This is a genomic window from Bradyrhizobium sp. CCH5-F6, assembly GCF_001556045.1.
Lineage (GTDB): Bacteria > Pseudomonadota > Alphaproteobacteria > Rhizobiales > Xanthobacteraceae > Bradyrhizobium.
In genome coordinates this window covers 127,573-149,635 of record NZ_LSIC01000178.1, presented here as the reverse complement: position 1 = coordinate 149,635, position 22,063 = coordinate 127,573, and the positions used below count along the sequence as shown (strand labels likewise).

Here is a 22,063-nt window from a genome sequence, read left to right as displayed (position 1 = left end):
CGCGCTCATCCGCAGCAGGATCCCGGAAACTGCGAGAGATCGATGCGTGCGATGATCGACCGCAGCAGCCTGCGGGTCGAACGATAGAGATGCCGGACGAATGCCGGCGTTTCTGCCGAAGGCAGGCCAAGGCCTTTCGTGTCAAGGCCTTTCGTGTCGAGGCCTTTCGCATCAAGACTTCCGACATAGTGCGACACGTGTCTCTCCGGCGCCATATGGCTCTTCTACCGTGCCGCTTTGCAGCCGCCTTGATCTGCCGCAAGGCGGTCCCGGCTAATAGTCGCCCGGGTTCATGATCATTGGGCTCTTCGTATCCGCCGGCGCGAGCGCGCTGCTGGCGCTATCACGCAGGAAGCGGTCGAGCGTCTCCTGGATCTTCTCCTTGACCGAATTGGGACCGCGATCACTCATCTCCGTGTGCTGCGCGCCGGTGTGGATGATATCGATGCCGCGCGCCTTGGCCTCTTCCGGCGTCGGCAGCACGCCGGGATCGGTCACGAAATGCGGGTCCTTCGATCGGAACGACAGGATCTTCATGTGGTCGCTGAGCACGAAAGGCACCCGCAGATTGTCGAGCGTGATCACCTTCGACACCAGCTCCGGGTGCTGATGGGCGACGTACATGGAGACATCGCCGCCGTTGGAGTGGCCGACGAGGGTGATGTGGTCGTAGTCGAAGTTCTCCTGCCGCCTCTTCAATTCGCCCAATACGAAGAGAATGTTGGCTTCGCAGCGGATGTAGACTTCACGCCGGCCGACATATGGCTGACCGACGCGGGTCATCAACGGCGGATCGCTCGGCAAGTCCTGCTGGATGCTGGCGACCAGATAGCCTCGGGCGGCGAGGACGTTGGCGAGGAAGGAATATTCGGTGGCCTTGACGGTATTGCCGTTACTGATGATGGCGAGCGGGAGCTTCCAGAGGCCGAGATTGGCCTTGTTTTCGTAGTCGCGCCGCACGGCAATCTCCACCGAGATCGGCCGCTGGCGCGAGGCGTCGAACAGGGTCAAGGTCTCATGGCGGATTGCGAACTGGCTGACGACGAAATACTGCCCGAGACCAAGCACGCAGAGCAACGCCAGGATTGCAAACACCTTCCTCATGGTCCTGCCTCAAATCTCCTTTGACTGAACATGGTGATCGGGAACTCCCGGTCGAGCGATCGTGAGCAGGTTACGGGATTAAATTTAGGCAAGTCTGTGAGCCAGCCCCCAAGAAGCCGCCCGCCGGGTCGATCGATAGAAGGATGGGGCGGCTAGAGACAGTAGGCCCTGCCGCGCTCGGGGCAGACCCGGAACGCGCTCGACAGCGTGAAGAGGAAGCGCGGGCTGCGGCGCTCGTTGTCCGGCGCCCGGTAGCTCAAGGGGACAGCCACCCCGAGATCCGCCTGGAGATCGTAGGGCAAGAAGAACCGCACGCCGGCCCCGGCCGATGTCAGCGACAGGCCCTCGCCGAGGCGGTATCCGTCGTTCCAGACGGCGCCGGCGTCGCCGAAGACGTAGAGTTGATAGCCGGTCCAGTAGCGAAAATTGAGTGTCTGGTCGAAGCGCAACTCGAGCGAGCCGGCAAGACCGTTGTCGCCGCTGATCTCGGCCGCGCCATAGCCCCGGCCGAACGCCGCGCCGCCGAGATAGAATTGCTGCGAGGTGAATAGTGGCCGTGATGCCGTCTGGCTCGCAGCTGAGAGCTTGAGCGACCAGGCGTCGTTGAGCGTCTGGTAGCGCGTGAACCAGAGGTTCAGCACCGAGAAGTTCGACGATGCGCCGCCCCGAGATAACAGATCATCGTCGAAATGCGATGCGCCAAAGATGTCGAGACCCTGGCGGTAGGTCAGCGTCGCAAGATTGGTGCCGCCGAATCGATCCTGGAGCCGGTAATCGGCGGTCAGGCTCGCGGTCCTGATGTGGTCGTTATACCAGGTGCCGTAGACGTCGTGCTCGGACACGTTGCTGAAAGTCCCAGCCACGGTGAGCATCAGCCCCGAGGATTGCGACATCAAGGGCACGGTGCTTGCCCGCACCTCGAAAGCTTCGGTCGTGGTGATGTCGCTGTCGAGACGGCGAGCGTCGCCCGGCCGGACCGCGCTGTACAGGACGGAAGCGCCGACGCGCACACCGTCGACCCCGATGGGCGCGTCATAAGACAGGCGTGCGAAGCCGAGCTGGCGCGGGTCGTTGGCAATGGTCGACAGGTTGACCGCCAGCGCGTCGCCAGGTGTGAGGTAAGAGTTGAACGCGCCGGTCGCGTAGGTTTGCCAAGGGCCGACCGACGACGATCCGAGATTGTCCAGGCCCAAGGAGGAGAAGACGTGCCAGGTCTTCAAATAGATGGTCAAACGGAAACGGCCGGTCGTGCCGCCGATCTCCTCCAGCGCTGTGTCGGTGATCCGGACGCCCGGCCTGCCGTTGATCAGAAAGAGCTGCCGTTCGAGCGTTGCCAGCTGCGACGGTTGTTCGGCCAGGACCTGGGAGAGCATCGGTCTTACGCCGAACTGCTCGGCGCCGTCGCCCTTCAGTTCGGCCTCCACGATCGCGCCTTCGATGACCTGGATCCGGACTCGGCCTTCGGCAATGTCTTGCGGCGGCACGATGGCCCGGCTCAAGTGGAATCCGGCTTCGCGGTAGAGGTCGCTGATCGCGCCGGCGATCGCGGCGAGATCCGCCTGCGAGACCTTCTTGGCGAGATAAGGCCGATAGACCGCGGCGATGCGATCGGGGGAAATGGCGTGAGCGCCGATGACGCTGATCCCGCGCAGCACGAACTGCGACCTGCTATCGCCGCCGGTGTTGGACCCGTCGATGGCCGGCAGCTTGGGTGGAGGCCGGCTCAGCGACTCCCGTTCGGTTTGGCTTTCAAAGTATTTCTCCGGCTGGCGCGGGTCGAAGCCAGGCTGGTTCGCCCCTTGCGCGGAGGCCGGTGGAATTGCGGTGAAAAGGGGAGCGAGCAATAGCAATGCGGCAATGAGGCACCGCTTCTCGCTGCGCCTGCCGAACTGCTCTCCGTAGTTCGACGGAGAGCTCCCCAAGGAGCGGCAAGGGTTCGTTAGCGACATGATTTTTCATAATTTTTTATGGTCAATGATTGGTTAATGCGGCTTCTCCGCTGGCCGCTTCCTGCTAATCCTCTCTTGAGTGATTTCGAATACGCCTGAGGTCTGCCCGTCACGCGGACCGAGGGATCGTCATGTTCGGCAAAGTTGGAATGCGGTGCGCCTTGTTCGCGGCGCTGATCCTTGGAACGGCCTCCGGTGCATTCGCTGCCGATGATGGTGTCTGGTCCGTCAGCAAGTCCTCTGGCGAGGTCTGGCTCGCAACCAACGGCGCGCAGCAGGTGTCGTTGAGCCAGGACGGCACGCTGAAGCCCGGAGACACCATCCGCACCGGACGCAACGGCCGCGTGTTGCTCGTCCGAGGTGAGGAAACGATCCTGATCTCTCCCAACTCGGTGGTGGGCTTGCCTGCCGAGAAGAAGGACGGGCTCTCGACCACCATCATCCAGCAGGCGGGCTCGATCCTGCTCGAGGTCGAGAAGCGCAACGTCAGGCATTTCGAAGTCGAGACGCCCTATCTCGCCGCCGTGGTCAAGGGAACGCAGTTCAGCGTCACCGTGGGTGCCGGCAGCACCAAGGTCGGCGTGCTCCGCGGGCAGGTCGAAGTGTCCGACTTCAAGACGGGCCAGATCGCCCAGGTCATGCCCGGACAAGCGGCCACGGTGTTCGAACATGGCAAGTCCGGTCTCAGCCTCAGCGGTGCCGGGACGTTCAGTCCCATCGAGCACGGCAAGCCGCGCGCTCCCACGATCGAGCGAATTCCCGTGCCGAAGTCAGGCCTGTCGGCGCCGCGCAATGCGGCGAACGGCCATGCAATCCACGCGCTCGGCCCGATCGACAAGGGCACGAAGGCGGCCGTCGCACCGAAGCCATCGCATCAGGCGGCTGGCGCCCATGCCTCCAAGGCCGGAATCGTGCGCATCTCGAGCTCGCTCGGCGAGGTCAAGCTGAACATCCACAAGGTGACCCGCGGAGTCGCGCACGGCGCCGTTGCTCCCGGCCAGGTGCGCAACGCGAACGCCAACGCCGCGACCGGGACGGTGTGGAGCGACAGCAAGCCCGGTACTACCGCGTCCAACAGCGCCGTCCAGACGGCGGTGACGACCAGCAATGCGGCAACTTCTGTCAGCAACAGCGCTTCGAACCCGGGCGCGGCGATCGCCGCAGTTGCCGGCAACAGCGGAAACGCTGGCGGCAACGGCAATTCCGGCAATGGCAACAACGGCAATGGCGGCGGCAACAACGGCGACAACGGTAACAATGGTGCCACCGGCAACGGCAGGGGCAACAACGGCAACGGCAATGGGAATGGCGGCGGCAATGGCAGCAATGGTCATGGTCACGCCTACGGGAGACGCTGAGGCGATTTCCTAGGGGATGAGGGGCGTACCCGCAGAAGCGGGGACGGGGGAGGATCAAGTGAAACGCTATCGGCCGCATATTCTGGTTGTGATCGCGCTTGCGATCGTGCTGTCCACGGGATGGCATGGTTCGCTTCGCAACGCGCTCACCGACCTGCGGTTCGCCTGGCAATCGCGCGAGGCCAGCGGCAATGTTGTCGTCGTGGCTATCGACGCGCCGTCGATCGATCAGATCGGGGTCTGGCCCTGGCCGCGCCGGTTGCATGCGGAGCTGCTGCACAGGCTCGATGCGGCGGGAGTGCATGACATAGCCTTTGACGTCGATTTCAGCACGCCGTCCGACCCGGCTTCCGACGAGGCCTTCGTCCGGGCACTGCGGGATGTCGGCGGCTCGACGATCCTGCCCTCCTTCAAACAGCCGATGCCGAATGGTGGCGCGGTTCACGTCAACCGTCCCCTGAAGCAGTTCAGCAACCAATCGTGGCCGGCCGTCGTCAACGTCGCGGTCGAACCCGATGGGCTCGTTCGCCGCTATCCGTTCGGCGAGAAGCTCGGCGATGCCGTGATGCCATCGATGGCCGTCGTGCTGGCGGGACAGGACGTCAATCGGCGACCGCCCTTTCTGTTGGATTTCAGTATTCGTGCGGCCTCCATTCCCGCCGTCTCCTATGTTGACGTGCTGCGCGGCGATACCGCCACGCTCGCCAAGCTGAAGGACAAGAAGGTCGTCATCGGTGCCACGGCACTCGAGCTCGGTGACCGGTTCAGCGTCCCCAACGGCAAGATCATCTCGGGGCCGGTTCTGCAGGCGCTGGCTGCCGAATCGATCCTTCAGAACCGCATGCTGCGCTGGACGTCCGATATCGGCATGATCCTCGGCCTGGGCGCGATCTGCCTGCTGATGATGTATTCGTGGCGCCGCGTTGCACCGGGAATTCGCGTCGCAATCCTCGTCGCAGCCGGTGCGTCCGTCGAACTGGTCGCAGCCCTCGTGCAGGCGAGATGGCCGCTCGTCATCGACACATCGCTGCTCCACATCGCGATCATCGCTTATCTGACGGCAATTGCGCTGGACGAGATCGATTTCCGCCGCCTGCTCGGACGCATCGCCGAGAGCCGTTTTCATCGCATGGCGATGTCTCTCGGCGACGGGCTCGTCTGCACCGACGAGGAGCACCGGATCACGGTCTGGAATCCCGGAGCGAGTGCGATCTTCGGCTACATGCCGGCCGAGATCATCGGCCGCCCGTTCGAAACGCTGTGCGCTTTACCCGCGGACGGGAGTGCAAGGCCGTCGATGCACGACGCCGCGCGCCAGGCGCTTCTGGTTCCGGGCGGGGCTGTCGTCGTCGAGTTCGAGGGCCGGCGCAAGAACGGGGAAACCTTCCCGGTCGAAGCGAGCTTCTCGGGCTGGCAGGGAACGGACGGCTTTCAATACGGAGCGATCCTGCGCGATATTTCCGTGCGCAAACGTGAAGCCGAACGTATCCGCTATTTGGCCGAACACGACGCGCTGACGGGTCTTGCCAACCGGAACATGCTGCATGTGCGCCTCGCCGATCTGATCAGCGCGGCGGAGCAGCGGTCTTCCGGCGTCGCACTGCTCGTGCTCGGGCTCGACGGCTTCCAGGAGATCAACGACATGCTCGGACACTCGGCCGGCGACCTCGTGATCCGCGCGGTCGCCGAGCGACTCCGGCGCGAAGTCGATGGTAAGGCGATCGTCGCCCGGCTCAGCGGCGACGAATTTGCCATCGCGGTCGACTGCGCGGAAATCGGCGAGCCGATCGCAGCCTTTGCCGAGCGGATCGCCCACGCGTTCGAGGCGCCGCTCGCAGCGGGCACGCGGGAGCACCGCGTCGGGATCAGCGTTGGCGTTGCCGTCTATCCGGACGGCGGGCAGACGGCTGACGATCTCCTGAGCAACGGCCATCTGGCGCTGAGCCGCGCGAAGGCGACGCGGCGCGGCAGCCATGTGATCTTCGAAAGTGCGATCAGGCAGGAGCTCGAGAACCGGCTGACGCTCGAGAGCGAGCTGGCACTTGCCGTGGAGCGCGGCGAGTTCGAGCTGTTCTACCAGCCGCAGGTTCGTCTGATCGACGGCGGTCTGGTCGGAGCGGAAGCCCTCATCCGCTGGCGACATCCGGTGCGCGGCTACGTCTCGCCCGGAGAGTTCATGCCGGTGGTCAACACTTCGGCCCTGTCGGAGCGGATCGCGAACTGGGTGATGGAAACCGCCTGCCGTCAGGCGCGAGCCTGGGAATTGTCCGGCAACGGCGTGCGCGTCGCGATCAACCTCTCACCTTCGCAGCTCCAATCCGGCGATCTCGCGCATTCGGTCGCGGCGCTGCTCGAAATGACGGGCTTGACGCCGTCGCTGCTCGAAATCGAAGTCACAGAAGATATCCTGCTCCATGACGAACGCCGCGTGCTCGCCATGTTCAAGCGAATTCAGGAGCTCGGCGTCCGGGTCCTGTTCGATGATTTCGGCACCGGCTATGCGAGCCTGAGCTATCTCAAGAAATTTCCGCTCGACGGCCTCAAGATCGACCGCTCGTTCGTCTTTGGTCTTCTTGCGAACTCCGACGATGCTGCGATCGTCGGCTCGACGATCGGTCTCAGCAAGCAGCTCGGTCTGACGGTCCTGGCTGAAGGCATCGAGAACAAGGCAACTGCCGACTTCCTGGTCAGCATGGGATGCGAGGAAGGTCAGGGCTATTTCTTCGGCCGCCCGATGCCGGCCGAAGCATTCGCGAAGCAATTCCTCGCGGCTGGGCGCGAGGCTGCCAGCGCTGCCTGAGCCGCAGCCTCGCTTCTACCGCCGGCGCGCCACCGCCATTCCGAACAGGAAAGCAACGAACAGGCTGGCAAGCGGCGCTTCGCGGGTGACCGCTGCGACCGTCGCGAGCGCTCCGCCAGGCTTTCGCGATTCCTCGACGGCGGACGTCACGCGGCCGACGGCTGCGTGCAGGCCGCCAGCGACTTCACCGATCGTGCGGGAGACGTCCGACGCCGTATCGATGGCACGCTCGGCCATGCCGGGTTGGGACGTGGATTGCGGTATCTCCGTGCTCAAGGGCGCGTCCTCCAGGCCTGATTGATGGAAGCCGGCACCTTTGGCTATCCGCGCGAGCGCTCGTTTTGAACAGCGGGTCTGATGACCTTTGGCTATCCGCGACAGGCGCCGTGACTACGGCGGGTGCCGGCTCGGATGGCAATTCAGCGCAAGGGATTTTGTTCCGGAGGATATCGACCGGAGTGCACCTTCCCCGGGAAACGGCGGATGCGAATCTCTGTTAGGCTGGGTCAACCTTGCTGATGTCAGGAGACAGCCGTGACCGATCGAACCACGACGGATCGAGCCCGGCGCATCGCCTTGCTTGGCGCTCCCATCGACATGGGAGCTTCGCAGCGCGGCACCTTGATGGGGCCTGCGGCGCTGCGCACCGCAGGCCTTGCGACGCTGCTCGAAAGCCTGGATTTCGAGGTCGTGGACTACGGCGACCTGACCATCGCCGACGTTCGGGACCTCGCCGACAGGCCGCCCCAAAAAGCCAATCACTACCGCGAAATCCAGCGCTGGACGCGCGTTCTGAGCCGCAAGGGTTATGAGATCGCGACCACCGGCGCGCTGCCGATCTTCCTCGGCGGCGATCACACGCTGTCGATGGGCTCGGTCAATGCGATGGCGCGTCACTGGCAGGAGCGCGGACGCGAGCTGTTCGTTCTCTGGCTCGATGCCCACGCCGACTACAACACGCCGGAGACGACGATCACCGCCAACATGCATGGCATGTCGGCCGCGTTCCTGTGCGGCGAGCCTGGCCTCGACGGCCTGCTCGGCGACGATCCGCGCGCCTCGATCACCCCTGAAAGGCTGGACTTGTTCGGCGCGCGTTCGATCGACAAGCTCGAGAAGGAGTTGATGCGGGCGCGACGGATCAGGATCGTCGACATGCGCCAGATCGACGAGTTTGGCGTCGCCGTCCTGATCCGGCGGGTCATCGAGCGGGTCAAGGCGGGCAATGGCGTGCTGCATGTCAGTTTCGACGTCGATTTCCTGGATCCCAGCGTGGCGCCGGGCGTCGGCACCACTGTGCCGGGTGGCGCTACCTATCGCGAGGCACATCTGATCATGGAGCTGTTGCACGATTCCGGCGTGGTAGGATCGGTCGACATCGTCGAGCTCAATCCGTTCCTCGACGAACGCGGCCGTACCGCGCGCACGGCGGTCGAGCTGATCGGCAGCCTGTTCGGTCAGCAGATCACAGACCGGCCGACGCCGAGCAATGCAATTGCACCAGGCGAATAGGGCGTTCCCGAGAGCAAAGAAGGTCAGACGTCAAGGGCCTCCAACCAAGGAGTGCCGCAAGGACGGCGATTGCGAGCATCTGAGGGCGACTCCGTGGAACCAGGGGGGAACCGGGAGCTCGCGATTGAATTAACCTGAGATAGGACAATTGCGGACCCCTCTCATGACTGATCGTTTCGCGAATTCGCTCTCGACGGCGCTTCGTCACCCCGGCGTGATCGCGCTGATCGTCGCCGCGGTGACGATTGCAGCGATGCTGCTCGTCGATCACGGACCGTGGAGCCGCGCCAAGACCCAGCCGGCCCATGTCGCGATGTACGCAACCACCGGGGAAGCGGCGCGCGCCGCAGGCGCGGCCGTGCTTCCGACCGAACCGAAGTCACCGGTCGAGCCGGCACGGCCGGGGCCGAAGACATCTCCGACCGTCAATCCCGTGACGCCGTAGCCGGAGTCCTTGGGCCACTCGATCTGCCGACCATTTGGTAGAATGACCGATGGGCGACATGCAGTGGAACATCACTCTATGAACAGCAGCCCCCGCTTCTGACTGCCATCGAATGTATTGACGGCGTCGAACAGCCGCTTCCGTTCGACCAGCCATGGCGCAAAGTCGACGGTGACGTCGAGCACGAAAACGAGGTCCTCGGCTTCGAGATAGCCCCCGATTGGGGAATGATGTCCGCTACCGGCACCAAAAATCTGAGCGCGATCGAAGTTGACGATGTAGCGTCGGCCCAGATCGTTTGAGCGACGGAGATGCTCCAGAAACTGGCTCTCGCTGAGATCGCGTAAGACCGTGACCTTTCGGCTCGTGTTGGTCTGGGCGACTTTCGCCAGTTCGTCGAGCGTGAGACCCATGATGCATACGCCTGTCCAGCAACTCCACGTGCCGGCCAGCACCTTGCCCTCCGTCCTTGCCGCCTCGCCAAGCGACCGGTTGGCATTCGCAACAGCTGCAGGTCCGCAGCGGGAGCCGTTTGACTGCCAGTCAACATGTCTTTGGAATGTGACTGCCACGGGCAGTCGCCACGCCCGCTCCATCAGCTCCGGAGTTCGTGTTACGGATGACGCTATGGCGTCTGACGGCACGTGGGATTGCCCGACCACCAAGGCCCCGGCACAAACCAGAACCACGGCGATAACCAGGCTGCTGATACTGACGTAACGCCATCGCTTCATGAGTCAGAACCTCTGCGGCAATGACGACATTGGTCGGCAAGATATATCCTGAAGCTAACCGTCGGTTGGAGAGTCCATGTGGGCGTCCGTTGAGGGTTGCAATGCGGACGTATGCCCCGACGGAGGGCCGCCCAAGTTCTTCTCTGGGGAAGAAGTGACAGCCAACCGGACCCTTTTTCGCGGCATCCCGAGACGTATCAGCGTCGAGATACTGGTGCTAGATTTCCTGCTACTACTGAACAGGAGGACGATATGCCCGATAGCGTCTACAAGGTCATTGAACTGGTCGGTACCAGCAGCGACTCATGGGAGAAGGCGGCCGCCAATGCGGTCGAACGAGCCGCAAAGTCTCTCAGGGATCTTCGAGTTGCTGAGGTCGTAAAGCTCGATATGCAACTGGATGACAAGGGCAAAGTCGAGGCCTATCGCGCCAAGCTCAACGTATCGTTCAAGTTCGAGGGCTCCTGAGCCTCGGCACCTCGCCCCCATTTGCGGGGCGAGGATGGCTCACTGGAAAATGCCCGTTGCGCGGCGCCCAACCGGACGCTGTGGCCTATACAAAGAGTTGGTTCTGGTCCGACTGGGACCGATATGCTTTGATGCGAGGGGACGTGTGACGCGTGGTGGCCCATGTACATGGTCATTCGCAAGTACACCAAGGTTCGTTCGGTCGCGGACGCCGCGCGTCGCGCCAAGAGCGGCGTCGGTGAGATCCTGAGGCAATCGCAGGGATTCAGATCCTATCATGTGTTGGATGCGGGCGACGGTGTCGGTATCGCCGTGATGATATTTGACGACCGTGAAAGCGCAAACGCAGCGAATGCCAAGATACTTGCGTTCGTTCAGGCGAGTCTACATGACCTCGATCTTGGGGTTCCCGAAATCACGACCGGAGAGGTCCTGGTGGACATAGGACCCAATGGGTCTTCGGTTTGAAGTCGCCCCAAGCGTTATCGGTGGCGTGGCGGGTGCTGTCTTGCTCGTGCAGTCGATCTGATGTCACCCTCGCGCTTGCCACGATCGAGCCCATTCGCGAACCGCCCGTCAGGAATATTCGACTGCGTGTGCATATCGAGGAGCAGCAACTACATGAAGCAACACACCTCCGAAGCATCTTCCACCACAGCCAGCGGCTGGACACTCATGCTTATCGGCATCGTGATGCCGCCCCGGGATCCCGATGAAGACGATGAGGACGAAGAAGACGACGACGACGAGGAAGGTGATGCTGACGAACCAGCGGTCGTGCGCGAGCCGGACGAAGACTAGACTAGCGCGCGTCTGGCAGTCGGCGCTATAGTGTCTCTTATGGGTTGGGATGCGGAAGACATAGCGCTTCTGAAGAGGCTCTGGTTCGCAGGACAGAGCGCGGCGCAGATTGCCCGGCGTCTGGGATGCAGCCGTAACGCGGTCTGCGGCATGCTGACCCGCCTGAACCTGAAGCGCGGCCACAAGTTGCCGACAGCACGGCCCAAGATAAGGCCGGCCCCGAAGCTGAGGCCGTTGTCGGCACCCTGCGCTCGTTCGGTCACACAGAAGGTGCCGTTGAATACAGCGGAGAGGCAGCAGCCCAAGGAATTCAGCAGGCAGCAGCTTTACGCCATTCTGGCTGAGGCGGTCAAAAACACTGGCTAAGAGACCCGACCGCGAACGTCTTGCGCTACCGTCAGTGTCTTGGCGCCGTTTGACTGGTTCGGCCGTCTGTTCCTTCCCAAGCCTTGGTCGGCTTCGGGGCACGGCAATACTCTGCTTGAGCAGAGAATCTGCGCCAAGTCCCAAAAGCCGACGTCTGCGCCTTCATCAGTCCACGGTCTTGTCAGCTCTTGCGACCGTAATTGAGGAGCCCGCCGCTCGTCTTCGGCGGGTGCGCACGCAAGGCGTCCTCGTTCGGTTCGGTGCCCCAGCCGGGGCGGTCAGGGACGATCAGGTGCCCGTCCTGGATCTCCGGCTCGTGCGTGAACAGCTCGCGGTCCCAGGACAGACGGTCGATGTCGACCTCCATGATGCGCAGGTTCGGCACCGCGGCGCAGAAATGCGCGTTCATCATCGAGCAGAGATGGCCGTAGAAGTTGTGCGGGGCGACGTTGACCTCGAACGCCTCGGCAGCGGCCGCGATCTTCATCGATTGCCAGACCCCGTTCCAGGGCGTGTCGATGATTGCGACGTCCATGGCCTGCTCGTTGAAATAGGGCAGGAACTCCCGAAGACCGAGCAGCGTCTCGCAGGAGGAGATCGGGTGCGGGCTCTGCCTGCGGATGTAGCCGAGTGCTTCCGGATTGAAGCTGTCGATCTCGACCCAGAACATGTCGAGGTCGGAAATGGTGCGCAGGATCTTCAGATAGCCTTCGGTCTTGGCGTTGAAGTTGCAGTCCAGCAGGATGTCGACATCAGGACCCGCACCGTCGCGGATCGCTTCCAGATGCATGCGCAGGTCGCGCAGGATCTTGCGATCGACGTTGATCTCGGGCGCGAAGGGTGAGCCGAAGCCGGGGCGCCAGCCGGTCGGCTTGCCGTCGTCATAGGAAAAGATGTTGGTTTTGAGCGCGGTGAACTTCTTCTCGCGCACCTCGCGCCCCATGGTCTTGACGCCGTCGAGGCTTTCGATCGGCGGCTTGTACCAGGACGGGTGGTTGATGCGCCAGGTGGCGCAATGCGACCAGTAGACCCGGATGCGGTCGCGGATCCTGCCGCCGAGCAGCTCGTAGCAGGGGACGCCGAGAGACTTTGCCTTGGCATCGAGCAGCGCATTCTCGATCGCACCGAGGGCTTGCGCCACGACGCCGCCGGCCGCGGGACGCGTCGCCGCGAACAATTCGGCAAAGATGCGCTCGTGCCGGAAGACGTTCTGCCCGATGACACGGGCAGAGAGGCGCTGGATGGCAGCTCCGACGCCGGGCGAGCCGAATCCCTCGTCGAACTCGCTCCAGCCGACGATGCCGTCCTCGGTGGTCAGCTTGACGAAATGATAGTTTCTCCAGCCGGCGTCGCAGGCGAGAATCTCGATGCTTGTTGCTTTTGATGATGTGGTCATGTCGCTCCCTGTCGCCCGGCCGGGCCTTCCTGTGGCCCGATCTCGAGGCCGGGCCCTGACCGCATTGTTAGGCCAAGCGAGGACCGGCGTGAAGGGCGTAGCGATGGGGCCGGGGAGCGCGGACCGGCGGAGCTTTCGGCGGTCTCGTCAGCCGATCACCGACGAACCGAGCAGAGCGAGCACGGCCAGCGCCATGAGCGCGGTGCCGAGCCAGCCCAGCGCGATCAACCATGAGCGGGCCCTGAAGCGGCCCATGATCGCGCGGCTCGAGACGATCAGCATCATCATCGTCATGATGGGGACGGCGACGATGCCGTTGAGCACCGCGCTCCAGACCAGCATGTTGATGGAGTCTATTCCGGTAAAGCCGAGGCCGAAGCCGATCAGGGTAGCAGCCGCGATGATGGTGTAGAAGCCGACCGCTTCGTCCGGCTTGGCCTCCAGCGTGGCGTGCCAGCCGAAAATCTCCGCGACGCCATAAGCGGCCGAGCCCGCCAGCACCGGAATCGCGAGCAGGCCGGTGCCGATGATGCCGAGCGCGAACAGCGCGAAAGTGAAGTCGCCGGCGAGCGGTCGCAGCGCTTCGGCCGCTTCCGTCGCCGAATTGATCCTGGTGATTCCGTTCGCATGCAGCACGGAGGCCGTGGTCAGGATGATGAAGAAGGCGATGCCGTTGGACAGCAGCATGCCGGCAATGGTGTCCGTCTTGATGCGATCGAGCTCGTGAGTGCCGCCGCGCTTGAGCTCGCGGAGCGGCTTGTCGCGCCTGCCCTGATTCATCTCCTCGACCTCCTGCGAGGCCTGCCAGAAGAACAGGTAGGGGCTGATGGTGGTGCCGAGCACGGCGACCACCATCATGAAATAGTCGGCGCTGATGTTGGGCTCGGGCCACACCGCGGCGAGCAGCGCCGCGCTCCAGGGGATCTTGACCGTGAACGCGGTCGCGACATAGGCGAACAGCGCCAGGGTGAGGAATTTCAGCACCGGCGAATAGCGGCGGTAGGGCAGGAACACCTGGAGCAGGGTGGAGCCGGCCGCGAAGATCAGCGCGTGCTCGTGGTGCAGGCCCCCGATCACCAGCGAGAGCGCCTCGGCCATCGCGGCGATGTCGGCGGCGATGTTGAACGTGTTTGCGGCAACCAGCATCGCGACAAGCGCCAGGACCACCCAGCGCGGCGCGAGCTGCATGACGTTGGCGGCGAGGCCCTTGCCGGTGACGCGGCCGATCCGGGCGCTGACGAGCTGGATCGCGATCATGAACGGCGTGGTGAGGAATACGGTCCACAGCAGGCCGTAGCCGAATTGCGCGCCGGCTTGCGAATAGGTGGCGATGCCGGACGGATCGTCGTCGGCAGCTCCGGTGACGAGGCCGGGCCCCAATCGTTGCAGCAGCGTCGGCGCGGATTTCGTGGGGGCCACGGCGCTGTCGCTCATGGAAAGGCCCTCTGTTGGAAACGTTCTCAACAAATGCAGGTGCGAGAACAAAGGTTCCGGGCCACGGAGGCTATGGTGGTCTTGTTCCGGTAAAGCGAATTAGCCTTTTGTCCGTCGGGCAAAACAGGGGTATAAGTAGACCATCGCCAAGTCTGCGTTCGCTTACAGCGATGAGGATCAGCTAGGCTGAGGATGACGCGTGCCGTCGTCATTACGCATTGCAGGCAAGCGTGCGAAACGCAGAACAAGCACGAGGGTTCCGAGAGCGACCCAAAATAAGGCAGCAGTCGGACTCGTTGCCGTGTGCACGGTTTCCAGTTACCTTGCCGCATGTCCCTCCTGAATTTTCAACTCCCCGCACCGACGCCGACGCTGTTCGCTTCGTTCCTGACGCTGGACCAGGCGATTCTCGATGCGCTCCCGATCGGCGTCTACGCCTGCAACGTCGAGGGACAAATCGTCAGGGTCAACCACCGGGCCGTCCAGCTTTGGGGCCGGGCACCGAAGCTGCTCGATGCCGCGCAGAAGTTCTGCGGTTCATTTCGGGTCGAGACCCTGGATGGCGACTTCATTCCGCCGGAAGAGACGCCGATGGCGCGCGCGGTGCTCACCGGCCAGAGCTTTGAAGGCGTCGAGGCGGTCGTCCACAATCCCGATGGACGGCGGTGGGTGGCCCGCGTCAACGTCGCTCCGCTGCGCGACGAGGATGGCGAGATCGTCGGCGGCATCAACTGTTTCCTGGATGTCACTCACGAGCACGAGATGCGGGTTGCGCTCGAGCGGCAGCAGCGCACGTTCGATCTCGCCATGATCGCCTCCAGGATGGGAACGTGGCGCTACACCCTGGCCGACAACGTCTGCATCTACGATCGCAACGCTCAAGCGCTCTATGGCCTGACCGAGGCGCGCTTTTTCCACGACGAGGATGGCGTGAAAACCAAGTTCCATCCCGACGACATGGAGCTGATGTGGGCGCGCGTGGCCAAGGCGCTCGATCCCAAAGGGGATGGTCGCTACGAGGTCGAGTACCGCGTCAAGCAGCGCGATGGGAGCTGGCGCTGGCTGAGCGCCTGGGGCCTCGTGGAGTTCGAAGGCGAGGGCGCCGAGCGCAGGCCGCTCGCGATCGCCGGCGCCAGCCGGGATCTGTCCGAGCTGAAGCAGGCGGAAGAGCTGCAGCGGCTGCTCACCAACGAGCTCAATCATCGGGTCAAGAACACGCTGGCGACGGTGCAATCGATCGTCAACCAGACGCTTCGGGGCGCGGCCGACGTTGAGGCGGCGCGCAGAACGGTGAACGCGCGGTTGCTCGCTCTGGCCGGGGCGCACGATCTCCTGACCGCGCGGGCCTGGGCAGGCGCCGATCTCGCCGATCTGGTGACGCGGGTGATTGCGCCTTTCCCGGCGAGCCAGATCTTGCTCGACGGGCCTTCGCTGGTCGTCCTGCCGACCCAGGCTCTGGCGCTCTCGCTGGCCCTGCATGAGCTTGCCACCAACGCGGCGAAATACGGGGCGCTGTCCCGTCCCGAAGGCCGCGTCGAGATTTGCTGGATCGTGCGGGATGACGAGGTCGATCTGAGCTGGCGCGAAAGCGGCGGTCCGCTCGTTGCCTCGCCGAGCCGTCGCGGGTTCGGCAGCCGCCTGATCGAGCACGCCAGCCGCGACATGGCCGGGCGGTTCCGGCTGGAGTTCGATCCGTCCGGCGTTCGCTGCCGGATATCGGCCGCGCTCGCCGCGAACGATGAGGGAGAACGGGCCGTCGCCTGAGAGAGACGCAGATCAAACGCGAGCGAGTTCCGTAAATCAGAAGTATGATTCTGATTATCGAAAACGATCTTGCTCCGTCGGGCAAAACGCGGGTATAAGCAGATCATCGCGAGAAGCGACCGTGCCGACCCGCTCGTGTTCGCGCGTGGCGAGGCGCCGGGCTACTTGATGCTGACGAACATGCCCCAGGCGGCGGCCAGCGCGGCACCTGTGAAGACCACCACCGGATTGTCGCAGAAGGTGCGGCCATGCCTGCAAACGTCCGCACCGAATTGTCCAAGCTCATGATGGCCGGCTGAGTAGAACAGTCCAGACAACATCAGCAATGCAGCGGCGACGTAATACATCGCGATCTCTCCGACATCGCGCTCGCCTCCCGCGAGGGCGCGTGTGCCAGGATGATGCGAAGAGTTTGCATTCCGCCGAACCCGGCCGGTCGCATTTGAGACAAATGATGGCCGGAAGCTTTCGCAAATTTATCATATGTTATTGGAACTTTTGTTCACTTTGGCACTTAGGAACCCGGAAATTGCGGAGATTGAGCCGTGAGCGATCCCAGGGAAGCAGAGCCGCTTCTGCCAGGCCGTCCACAGCCGGGGCCATCCTGTCCGAACTGCAAGGTGCCCTCGCGCTTCGTGACGTCGGTTCTGGACGTGAAGCGCGACAGGTCCGTCTTGATCTACCGATGCGATACGTGCCGCGAAGAAATCTGGCGGTGAGCACGGCATGACCAGGTGAAGTGGCCGCGGCGATCTCGCCGCCGCAAAATGCCAAGCGCGAGCCGTTCGAAAGGCTCGCTCCCGGAAAATTACGGTCAGTAATCGACCCGAAGTGCCTTCGGCGCGCGGCTGTGGTCTGCTGCACCCATCTCAGGACTGGATGCCGCCGTGCTCTTTGCATCCCAAACAAAGGATGCTGCGCATGCCACGATACTATTTCGACCTGATGGAGGGCGATGTTCTCGCCGTCGATCAAGACGGCCTGGAGCTTTCCAGTCTCCGCGCCGTGCAGGCCGAAGCCGCAAAGTCGCTGGCCGACATGGCGCGGGACGCGGTGCACAGCTTTCCGCCGCCCTTCGGTCAGCACAAGATGGCGATCGAAGTCCGCGACGACATGGGTCCGCTATTGCAGGTCAAGTTCACCTTCGAGGTCGAAAGGCTGCGGGCGTAAACTCTTGGGCAGGTGCTCGATGCAAAAAGGCCCCGCAGCGCGGGGCCTTTGTCTTGTCGGTCTGGCCGAGGCCTATCGCCGCGTGCCCGCGCCGTAGAGCTCGCGCTCGCGGCCGATGTCCTCCGGCGACAGCGGCGGGCTCGCCGCGTCGAAGTCGTTCCAGCCGGACTTCTGCCAGACGGCGCTGCGCTCCTGAAGGTTGACGGACCGCTCCTGAAGCAGGGCATCGAGTCGTGCGCGATCGGTGTCCGCAACGCGCGCGGTGACGAGCGTGCCACCACGGCGAACGCCCTCCGCATAGCGCGATGCGTCTTCCTTGGAGACGCCCGCCTGCGTCAGCGCGCCGACGATGCCGCCGGTGGCTGCGCCGGCAGCCGCGCCGACAGCGGTGGCGGCGAGCCAGCCTGCGGCGACGACCGGCCCGAGGCCGGGGATCGCCAACAGGCCGAGACCGGCGAGAAGGCCTGCGGCGCCGCCGAGGCCCGCGCCGATGCCGGCACCCGTGCCCGCACCTTCGGCGCGGTCGTCGGTGCCGTCGCGGTCACGGTCGACCTTGCCCCCGGAGGAGCCGTACCAATTGTCGGAATTGTTGGCGACAATGCTGATGTCGGAGTGCGGTACGCCTGCAGCTTCGAGCCGGGTCACGGCGCGTTCAGCGTCGGCATAATTGTCGTACAGGCGAGAGATGGTGGTCGTCATGTTATGTTATCCTTACTTGGCCGGGTTCACGTTGCCCTGGAAGTCGACGCTGACGTCGGTTTTGGTGCCGGCCTTGTCGGCCTTGCCGCGCCAGACGCCCTCGTTGTCCTTCTGAAGGCCCGAGACGTTGGCGTAGCCGGCGTCCTCGATCCGCGACTTCGCCTGTCCCTCGGTGAAGCTGTTGCGGCCCGCGACCGGCTTGTTCGAGTTGTTCTGGTCCGAGCTGTTGACGGCGTTGTTTCCCGGCCCGCTTTGCGCAGGCTGCGACTGGGCGCTCGCGGGCACCGCGGCAAGCAGCAGCAAGGTTGCTGCCAGCAGAGTTGAACGTTTCATTTGTTGTCTCCTGCAAGTGATTGTGCCGGCGACAACAAGCGAGAGTCGAATTGGTTGCTACGGTGTGTAATCGTTCTCTGCGGCTCTTGGTAACGCGACAATGTCGGCCGGTCACGGCTGCAGCGGCGACTTGTCACTTCGAGGTTTGATGTCACTTCGAGGCTTGCGTTGTTTCGCCGTGGCTCCGCGTCGCAGGCTCCCATGGGGCGGGAAGGACGACGCGGATGGGGCGAGCCTCAGCGGAGCTCTGGCCGGCAGGGGCAGCCTGATCCTTGACGGGATCGGCCATCGCGACCGCCATCAAAGCAACCAGCATCGCCGCAGACGTCGTCACGAGTAGTAGATCGAACATCGAAACCTCCTGTTTGCGCACCAACGCAGTCGGCGGAAGTTGGTTCGGGTAGAACCGGGAACAAGTGGCAATTTATCGGGTTTGGAGAAGACAGGCCTGATGACCGGGCTGCTGGAGGAGGACACCCCATGAACATCAAAACGATGATTGCCGCCGCCGTACTGACGTCGGTCGCAGCTCCCGCGTTCGCGCAAACGTTCTACGTGGTGCAGGACGTCAAGACCAAGAAGTGCACCATCACCGAAGCGAAGCCGACAACGACGGAAACGACGGTCGTGAGCGGCGACACCGTGTACAAGACCAGGTCGGAAGCCGAGGCTGGCATGAAGACCGTCAAGGTCTGCACGACGAACTAGTCTAGTGAGAAGCGAGGCCCCTATTGCTTTGGGGCCTAGCCCGCGCGGAGCGATCCGACGCGGGCTTTGCTTTCTGCAAACACAATTGTCGAAGCCGGGGTTGCGGTCTGTCCGCAATTGCAGCCGCATAGGAACCTCGTCGGTCGCGGCTGATTGTCATCGCACCTTGAACGGCAGGCGAGGCAGCTCCAACCATGCAATCACGCTACCCCTTGTTGAAGAAGCGGACGGCGGAAGAGCATCAACGGTTGAAGGCCATGGCCGAAGCGGGACATCGACCTGACGAGATTGCCCTCGAGCTCAATCGGAGCGAAGCAGCGGTCAGGGTGCGTGCCTGGCAGCACGGCATTGCTCTGCGCTCCGTCATGGCGAAGCGCAGCAAACGGGGCGTGCTAGCTCGAGGGGCCGCACACGTGCGCGGCGATCCGTCCGACGGGATCGAAGGTCAGGTTTGCGCTGACGATGCCGCCGCGCGCGATGTATGAGATGACGACCGTCTCTCCGGAGGGCTGGAGATTGTCCAGGCCGGAGGCCGGATAGCGCGCGAGACGATCGAGCCAATAGGCACGACGGCTGTCCTCGTCCGAGCTCGTCTTGAAGCCGCCGCAGCCGCAATGGATGAAAGCGCCGTCGGCATACATTGCCAAGAGCGCCTCGATATCGCCGGCGCGGTAGGCATCGAGCCAATCCACCGCAGCGGCCATCGGGTCAAAGGACATGGTCCTACCTACCTGCCGTTGTCGTCGGCGGGGTGTTTAGGATCGCGATCATGAACGCTTCGTGAAGGATCTCACGGGCGGCCGTTCACCGATCCTGCCGGAAGGTGAACAGGGGGGTTCGGTATTCCTCACCCGGCCATCGAGACGTTCAGCGGCTCAAAGCCCCGCACCTTCGGCAGCGACATGAAGCCGGGCTTCGCGAAATGGTAACCCTGGAACAGCCTGATGCCGGCGGCCCGCAGGGCGGTCAGCTCGGCTTCGCTCTCGACGCCTTCGGCGAGGAGGGTGACGTCCAGTTCGCGGGCGATCGCGGCCAGCGCCGACACGATCACCTGCCGGGCATGGCTGAGATGGATGTCGCGCAGCAGCTCCATGTCGATCTTGATCAGGTTCGGCTGCAGCCGCGCGAGCAGGCTGAGGCCGGCATAGCCGGCGCCGAAATCGTCCAAAGCGGTCCAGAACCCGAGCGCCTTGTAGGTGCGGACGATGTTCTCGACATGCGCCGGATCGCTCATTCGCTCGTTCTCGGTGAACTCGAACATCAGGTTCGTCGCGGGGAAGTTCGCGCGCCGCGCCGCTTCGAGCGACTTCTGGATGCAGGCGCGCGGTTCGTATACCGCGTTGGGCATGAAATTGATGGAGAGGCGCGCCTGCGGGTCGTCGAACAGCTTGCCCGCCGTCTCGATTGCCATGACGCGGGCCGCCTGATCGAAGCGGTAGATCTGGTCGTCGGTGAGCTGGCTGAGCACGCTGTGCGCGCTCTCGCCGTCGGGGCCGCGCACCAGAGCCTCGTAGCCCCAGATGCGGTGCTCCGCCACGTCGACGATCGGCTGGAACGCCATCTTGAACCTGAACGGCAGCTCGGCACCGTCGCTGCATCCCGCGCACTTCACAACCATCACGCAATTCCCCGGCCTTTCGGTCGCGAGCCTACGGCACCGGGGTTAAGGAAGAGAGAAATGATGGGACCGGCGGGCGGAGAACCAGCGTCCAATTGTGCACACAAGAGGCGGACAACGAGGCGGGGACCGCCCACGAAACACGGCTGAAACAGTCCGGAAACCACATCGTCCTGAACTCCACGGTTGCCGCCGCCGACCAACGGAGCGAACAGGAGAGACAACCATGATCCAGATCGGTTCGAAGGAAGAAGTCGCGTTCCTGCTGGCGCTGTTCGGCACCCATACCCAGCCGGTCAGGCGGCCGACGCCGAAATCGCAGCAGAGGTGAGAGAGCCCATGCCCGGTTTGGCCGAATGCCAGAGCCTGTTGCGGCTCCTGATCGCAAAGGGCGATCCCAAGGCCATCCCGATCGCCAAGGGCGCCATCGACCAGTTTCTCAACACGGCGCCCGTCAGCGCGAGGGGGCGCGGCCTGCGCGTGCTCCAGCGCGACGCGCTCGACCAGCACGATGTCGCGGTCGGTGTGCAGCGCTCGTTCGCCGAGACGGTGGACGCCTATATCGAGCGCAAGCTGGCGGAGGAGTGAGGGACGCCGCGATCGCGGTCACGCGATCATTGATGCGTCAATGTCGGACGGGCACGCGCGGGCCTGCCGGCCGGCAGCGTCTGCTCGGGCTCCAGCACCGCGATCTTGCGGCCGAGCTGCCAGACTTCGACCTTGCCGTGGCGCGTGAACTGCTGCGCAAAGGTGAGGGCGGAGGAATCCGACGGGGCCTCGAACGCTTCGGCGGAGCGGAACACTCCATCCTCGCCGACGAGATAGGCGCGATATTGCTGGGTCATGACGGCGGCCTCAGGCCGGGCGAGCGCAGCCACGCGTCGATCTGCACGGCGGTCTCGTCCTGCCGCGCCTGGCGCAGCAGCATCTCGCGCCGGCGCCCCGGTGCCAGCGTGCGCGCTTCCTCGCGCAGGCGGGCGGCCTCCTCGGCGAGGCGTTCGTTGAGTGTCTTGGTCTGCTTGAATCGACGACGCGTCTGCATGGCGCATCTCCCATGTTGTGTACAGGGCGGGAGCGCAATTCGGCGTTCTCATCACCGACCTGTGCCAAGTGCCTTGCGGTGATGGGCTGATCATAGGCCGACGACGACGCAGAGTCAGTATCTTTTGATACCCACGTTCGAAGACTTTTCGAGAGGCTCAGGCTGCTTTTGTGCCGCTTGAGGTACTTACTCATCTTGAGCGCGAGACGTTTTTCGTCCGCACGAATTCGGAGCACACGTGCAATGAAAGCAGCGTTCAACATCGCCGAACAAGGCAACGGACGCTATCGCTTCTCACCATCCTGGACCGGGACATGGTGATCATCTTCGTCTCGTTCGGCATGCGGAAGTTCATGCACCAA

26 protein-coding genes are annotated in these 22,063 nt (G+C 63.6%); 12 read left to right on the top strand and 14 right to left on the bottom strand.

Going from position 1 to position 22,063, the window contains the following annotated elements:
• Window positions 1–273: 273 nt before the first annotated feature.
• Window positions 274–1,104 carry an alpha/beta fold hydrolase gene (locus tag AX729_RS30645; protein WP_061027907.1) on the bottom strand — a complete coding sequence of 277 codons (831 nt, stop codon included), beginning with the start codon at window positions 1,102–1,104 and terminating at the stop codon, window positions 274–276.
• A gap of 152 nt (window positions 1,105–1,256) precedes the next feature.
• A complete protein-coding gene (locus tag AX729_RS30640) occupies window positions 1,257–3,053 on the bottom strand; it encodes a ShlB/FhaC/HecB family hemolysin secretion/activation protein (protein ID WP_061027906.1) in 1,797 nt (598 codons plus the stop codon).
• Between the two features lie 131 nt (window positions 3,054–3,184).
• Here AX729_RS30640 and AX729_RS30635 point away from each other — a divergent pair, with 131 nt between their 5' ends.
• Window positions 3,185–4,411 (top strand): FecR family protein, encoded by a 1,227-nt coding sequence (locus AX729_RS30635; RefSeq protein ID WP_061027905.1) that lies wholly within the window; start codon window positions 3,185–3,187, stop codon window positions 4,409–4,411.
• A gap of 58 nt (window positions 4,412–4,469) precedes the next feature.
• Window positions 4,470–7,211 (top strand): EAL domain-containing protein, encoded by a 2,742-nt coding sequence (locus AX729_RS30630; RefSeq protein ID WP_061027904.1) that lies wholly within the window; start codon window positions 4,470–4,472, stop codon window positions 7,209–7,211.
• Window positions 7,212–7,226: 15 nt separating this feature from the next.
• Here AX729_RS30630 and AX729_RS30625 read toward each other — a convergent pair whose 3' ends face one another.
• Window positions 7,227–7,487, bottom strand: a complete 261-nt coding sequence (locus AX729_RS30625; RefSeq protein ID WP_061027903.1) for a hypothetical protein — start codon at window positions 7,485–7,487, stop codon at window positions 7,227–7,229.
• A 258-nt stretch (window positions 7,488–7,745) separates the two neighbouring features.
• Here AX729_RS30625 and rocF point away from each other — a divergent pair, with 258 nt between their 5' ends.
• Together rocF and AX729_RS30615 are read left to right on the top strand one after the other, a co-directional pair.
• On the top strand, window positions 7,746–8,723 hold the full coding sequence (gene rocF, locus AX729_RS30620; RefSeq protein ID WP_061027902.1) for an arginase: 978 nt from the start codon (window positions 7,746–7,748) through the stop codon (window positions 8,721–8,723).
• A gap of 163 nt (window positions 8,724–8,886) precedes the next feature.
• Window positions 8,887–9,168 carry a hypothetical protein gene (locus AX729_RS30615; RefSeq protein WP_156457294.1) on the top strand — a complete coding sequence of 94 codons (282 nt, stop codon included), beginning with the start codon at window positions 8,887–8,889 and terminating at the stop codon, window positions 9,166–9,168.
• Between the two features lie 71 nt (window positions 9,169–9,239).
• On the opposite strand, the gene AX729_RS30610 is transcribed toward AX729_RS30615, so the two are convergent.
• On the bottom strand, window positions 9,240–9,902 hold the full coding sequence (locus tag AX729_RS30610; protein ID WP_061027900.1) for a phytochelatin synthase family protein: 663 nt from the start codon (window positions 9,900–9,902) through the stop codon (window positions 9,240–9,242).
• A gap of 252 nt (window positions 9,903–10,154) precedes the next feature.
• Between AX729_RS30610 and AX729_RS30605 the strand changes: the two genes are divergently transcribed.
• The 4 genes from AX729_RS30605 (at window position 10,155) to AX729_RS30590 (ending at window position 11,537) form a co-directional block, all read left to right on the top strand.
• The gene (locus tag AX729_RS30605; RefSeq protein WP_061027899.1) at window positions 10,155–10,370 is read left to right on the top strand and encodes a dodecin family protein; all 216 of its coding nucleotides are present in this window, start codon (window positions 10,155–10,157) and stop codon (window positions 10,368–10,370) included.
• A 162-nt stretch (window positions 10,371–10,532) separates the two neighbouring features.
• Window positions 10,533–10,838, top strand: coding sequence for a hypothetical protein (locus AX729_RS30600; RefSeq protein ID WP_061027898.1), 306 nt, complete (start codon window positions 10,533–10,535; stop codon window positions 10,836–10,838).
• Between the two features lie 153 nt (window positions 10,839–10,991).
• Window positions 10,992–11,171: a hypothetical protein gene (locus AX729_RS30595; protein WP_061027897.1), complete on the top strand. Its 180-nt coding sequence runs from the start codon at window positions 10,992–10,994 to the stop codon at window positions 11,169–11,171.
• Between the two features lie 39 nt (window positions 11,172–11,210).
• On the top strand, window positions 11,211–11,537 hold the full coding sequence (locus tag AX729_RS30590) for a GcrA family cell cycle regulator (protein ID WP_061027896.1): 327 nt from the start codon (window positions 11,211–11,213) through the stop codon (window positions 11,535–11,537).
• Window positions 11,538–11,718: 181 nt separating this feature from the next.
• Here AX729_RS30590 and AX729_RS30585 read toward each other — a convergent pair whose 3' ends face one another.
• A complete protein-coding gene (locus AX729_RS30585; RefSeq protein ID WP_061027895.1) occupies window positions 11,719–12,933 on the bottom strand; it encodes a mandelate racemase/muconate lactonizing enzyme family protein in 1,215 nt (404 codons plus the stop codon).
• Window positions 12,934–13,080: 147 nt separating this feature from the next.
• Window positions 13,081–14,367, bottom strand: a complete 1,287-nt coding sequence (locus AX729_RS30580) for an NRAMP family divalent metal transporter (RefSeq protein ID WP_061027894.1) — start codon at window positions 14,365–14,367, stop codon at window positions 13,081–13,083.
• A 330-nt stretch (window positions 14,368–14,697) separates the two neighbouring features.
• Between AX729_RS30580 and AX729_RS30575 the strand changes: the two genes are divergently transcribed.
• A complete protein-coding gene (locus AX729_RS30575; protein ID WP_061027893.1) occupies window positions 14,698–16,131 on the top strand; it encodes a sensor histidine kinase in 1,434 nt (477 codons plus the stop codon).
• Between the two features lie 161 nt (window positions 16,132–16,292).
• Here AX729_RS30575 and AX729_RS30570 read toward each other — a convergent pair whose 3' ends face one another.
• Window positions 16,293–16,478, bottom strand: a complete 186-nt coding sequence (locus AX729_RS30570) for a hypothetical protein (protein ID WP_061027892.1) — start codon at window positions 16,476–16,478, stop codon at window positions 16,293–16,295.
• A 574-nt stretch (window positions 16,479–17,052) separates the two neighbouring features.
• Here AX729_RS30570 and AX729_RS30565 point away from each other — a divergent pair.
• A complete protein-coding gene (locus AX729_RS30565; protein WP_061027945.1) occupies window positions 17,053–17,301 on the top strand; it encodes a DUF6894 family protein in 249 nt (82 codons plus the stop codon).
• Between the two features lie 72 nt (window positions 17,302–17,373).
• On the opposite strand, the gene AX729_RS30560 is transcribed toward AX729_RS30565, so the two are convergent.
• The 3 genes from AX729_RS30560 to AX729_RS30550 all read right to left on the bottom strand — a co-directional run bounded on the left by AX729_RS30560 (window position 17,374) and on the right by AX729_RS30550 (window position 18,685).
• A complete protein-coding gene (locus AX729_RS30560) occupies window positions 17,374–18,000 on the bottom strand; it encodes a general stress protein (RefSeq protein WP_061027891.1) in 627 nt (208 codons plus the stop codon).
• Window positions 18,001–18,012: 12 nt separating this feature from the next.
• Window positions 18,013–18,333, bottom strand: coding sequence for a hypothetical protein (locus AX729_RS30555; RefSeq protein ID WP_061027890.1), 321 nt, complete (start codon window positions 18,331–18,333; stop codon window positions 18,013–18,015).
• A 151-nt stretch (window positions 18,334–18,484) separates the two neighbouring features.
• On the bottom strand, window positions 18,485–18,685 hold the full coding sequence (locus AX729_RS30550) for a hypothetical protein (RefSeq protein WP_061027944.1): 201 nt from the start codon (window positions 18,683–18,685) through the stop codon (window positions 18,485–18,487).
• 128 nt (window positions 18,686–18,813) lie between these two features.
• On the opposite strand from AX729_RS30550, the gene AX729_RS30545 reads away from it, so the two are divergent.
• Window positions 18,814–19,041 carry a hypothetical protein gene (locus tag AX729_RS30545; RefSeq protein ID WP_061027889.1) on the top strand — a complete coding sequence of 76 codons (228 nt, stop codon included), beginning with the start codon at window positions 18,814–18,816 and terminating at the stop codon, window positions 19,039–19,041.
• Between the two features lie 392 nt (window positions 19,042–19,433).
• Here the strand turns inward: AX729_RS30545 and AX729_RS30540 are convergent, their stop codons facing one another.
• Window positions 19,434–19,760: a nuclear transport factor 2-like protein gene (locus tag AX729_RS30540; protein ID WP_061027888.1), complete on the bottom strand. Its 327-nt coding sequence runs from the start codon at window positions 19,758–19,760 to the stop codon at window positions 19,434–19,436.
• A 128-nt stretch (window positions 19,761–19,888) separates the two neighbouring features.
• Window positions 19,889–20,659 carry an EAL domain-containing protein gene (locus AX729_RS30535; protein WP_061027887.1) on the bottom strand — a complete coding sequence of 257 codons (771 nt, stop codon included), beginning with the start codon at window positions 20,657–20,659 and terminating at the stop codon, window positions 19,889–19,891.
• A 339-nt stretch (window positions 20,660–20,998) separates the two neighbouring features.
• Here AX729_RS30535 and AX729_RS30530 point away from each other — a divergent pair, with 339 nt between their 5' ends.
• Complete coding sequence (locus AX729_RS30530; RefSeq protein WP_061027886.1) at window positions 20,999–21,247, top strand: hypothetical protein; 249 nt, start codon at window positions 20,999–21,001, stop codon at window positions 21,245–21,247.
• 26 nt (window positions 21,248–21,273) lie between these two features.
• On the opposite strand, the gene AX729_RS30525 is transcribed toward AX729_RS30530, so the two are convergent.
• The gene (locus AX729_RS30525; RefSeq protein WP_061027885.1) at window positions 21,274–21,504 is read right to left on the bottom strand and encodes a hypothetical protein; all 231 of its coding nucleotides are present in this window, start codon (window positions 21,502–21,504) and stop codon (window positions 21,274–21,276) included.
• On the bottom strand, window positions 21,501–21,701 hold the full coding sequence (locus AX729_RS30520; RefSeq protein ID WP_061027884.1) for a hypothetical protein: 201 nt from the start codon (window positions 21,699–21,701) through the stop codon (window positions 21,501–21,503). The genes AX729_RS30525 and AX729_RS30520 overlap by 4 nt, the downstream gene beginning before the upstream one ends.
• Window positions 21,702–22,063: the final 362 nt, after the last annotated feature.

Excerpts from the sequence above, each read along its gene's own strand:
- AX729_RS30645 (WP_061027907.1), bottom strand. The coding sequence starts at position 1,104 with ATGAGGAAGGTGTTTGCAATCCTGGCGTTGCTCTGCGTGCTTGGTCTC.
- AX729_RS30640 (WP_061027906.1), bottom strand. The coding sequence starts at position 3,053 with ATGTCGCTAACGAACCCTTGCCGCTCCTTGGGGAGCTCTCCGTCGAAC.
- AX729_RS30635 (WP_061027905.1), top strand. The coding sequence starts at position 3,185 with ATGTTCGGCAAAGTTGGAATGCGGTGCGCCTTGTTCGCGGCGCTGATC.
- AX729_RS30615 (WP_156457294.1), top strand. The coding sequence starts at position 8,887 with ATGACTGATCGTTTCGCGAATTCGCTCTCGACGGCGCTTCGTCACCCC.
- AX729_RS30610 (WP_061027900.1), bottom strand. The coding sequence starts at position 9,902 with ATGAAGCGATGGCGTTACGTCAGTATCAGCAGCCTGGTTATCGCCGTG.
- AX729_RS30605 (WP_061027899.1), top strand. The coding sequence starts at position 10,155 with ATGCCCGATAGCGTCTACAAGGTCATTGAACTGGTCGGTACCAGCAGC.
- AX729_RS30600 (WP_061027898.1), top strand. The coding sequence starts at position 10,533 with ATGTACATGGTCATTCGCAAGTACACCAAGGTTCGTTCGGTCGCGGAC.
- AX729_RS30595 (WP_061027897.1), top strand. The coding sequence starts at position 10,992 with ATGAAGCAACACACCTCCGAAGCATCTTCCACCACAGCCAGCGGCTGG.
- AX729_RS30590 (WP_061027896.1), top strand. The coding sequence starts at position 11,211 with ATGGGTTGGGATGCGGAAGACATAGCGCTTCTGAAGAGGCTCTGGTTC.
- AX729_RS30585 (WP_061027895.1), bottom strand. The coding sequence starts at position 12,933 with ATGACCACATCATCAAAAGCAACAAGCATCGAGATTCTCGCCTGCGAC.
- AX729_RS30580 (WP_061027894.1), bottom strand. The coding sequence starts at position 14,367 with ATGAGCGACAGCGCCGTGGCCCCCACGAAATCCGCGCCGACGCTGCTG.
- AX729_RS30575 (WP_061027893.1), top strand. The coding sequence starts at position 14,698 with ATGTCCCTCCTGAATTTTCAACTCCCCGCACCGACGCCGACGCTGTTC.
- AX729_RS30570 (WP_061027892.1), bottom strand. The coding sequence starts at position 16,478 with ATGTATTACGTCGCCGCTGCATTGCTGATGTTGTCTGGACTGTTCTAC.
- AX729_RS30565 (WP_061027945.1), top strand. The coding sequence starts at position 17,053 with ATGCCACGATACTATTTCGACCTGATGGAGGGCGATGTTCTCGCCGTC.
- AX729_RS30560 (WP_061027891.1), bottom strand. The coding sequence starts at position 18,000 with ATGACGACCACCATCTCTCGCCTGTACGACAATTATGCCGACGCTGAA.
- AX729_RS30555 (WP_061027890.1), bottom strand. The coding sequence starts at position 18,333 with ATGAAACGTTCAACTCTGCTGGCAGCAACCTTGCTGCTGCTTGCCGCG.
- AX729_RS30550 (WP_061027944.1), bottom strand. The coding sequence starts at position 18,685 with ATGTTCGATCTACTACTCGTGACGACGTCTGCGGCGATGCTGGTTGCT.
- AX729_RS30545 (WP_061027889.1), top strand. The coding sequence starts at position 18,814 with ATGAACATCAAAACGATGATTGCCGCCGCCGTACTGACGTCGGTCGCA.
- AX729_RS30540 (WP_061027888.1), bottom strand. The coding sequence starts at position 19,760 with ATGTCCTTTGACCCGATGGCCGCTGCGGTGGATTGGCTCGATGCCTAC.
- AX729_RS30535 (WP_061027887.1), bottom strand. The coding sequence starts at position 20,659 with ATGGTTGTGAAGTGCGCGGGATGCAGCGACGGTGCCGAGCTGCCGTTC.
- AX729_RS30530 (WP_061027886.1), top strand. The coding sequence starts at position 20,999 with ATGCCCGGTTTGGCCGAATGCCAGAGCCTGTTGCGGCTCCTGATCGCA.
- AX729_RS30525 (WP_061027885.1), bottom strand. The coding sequence starts at position 21,504 with ATGACCCAGCAATATCGCGCCTATCTCGTCGGCGAGGATGGAGTGTTC.
- AX729_RS30520 (WP_061027884.1), bottom strand. The coding sequence starts at position 21,701 with ATGCAGACGCGTCGTCGATTCAAGCAGACCAAGACACTCAACGAACGC.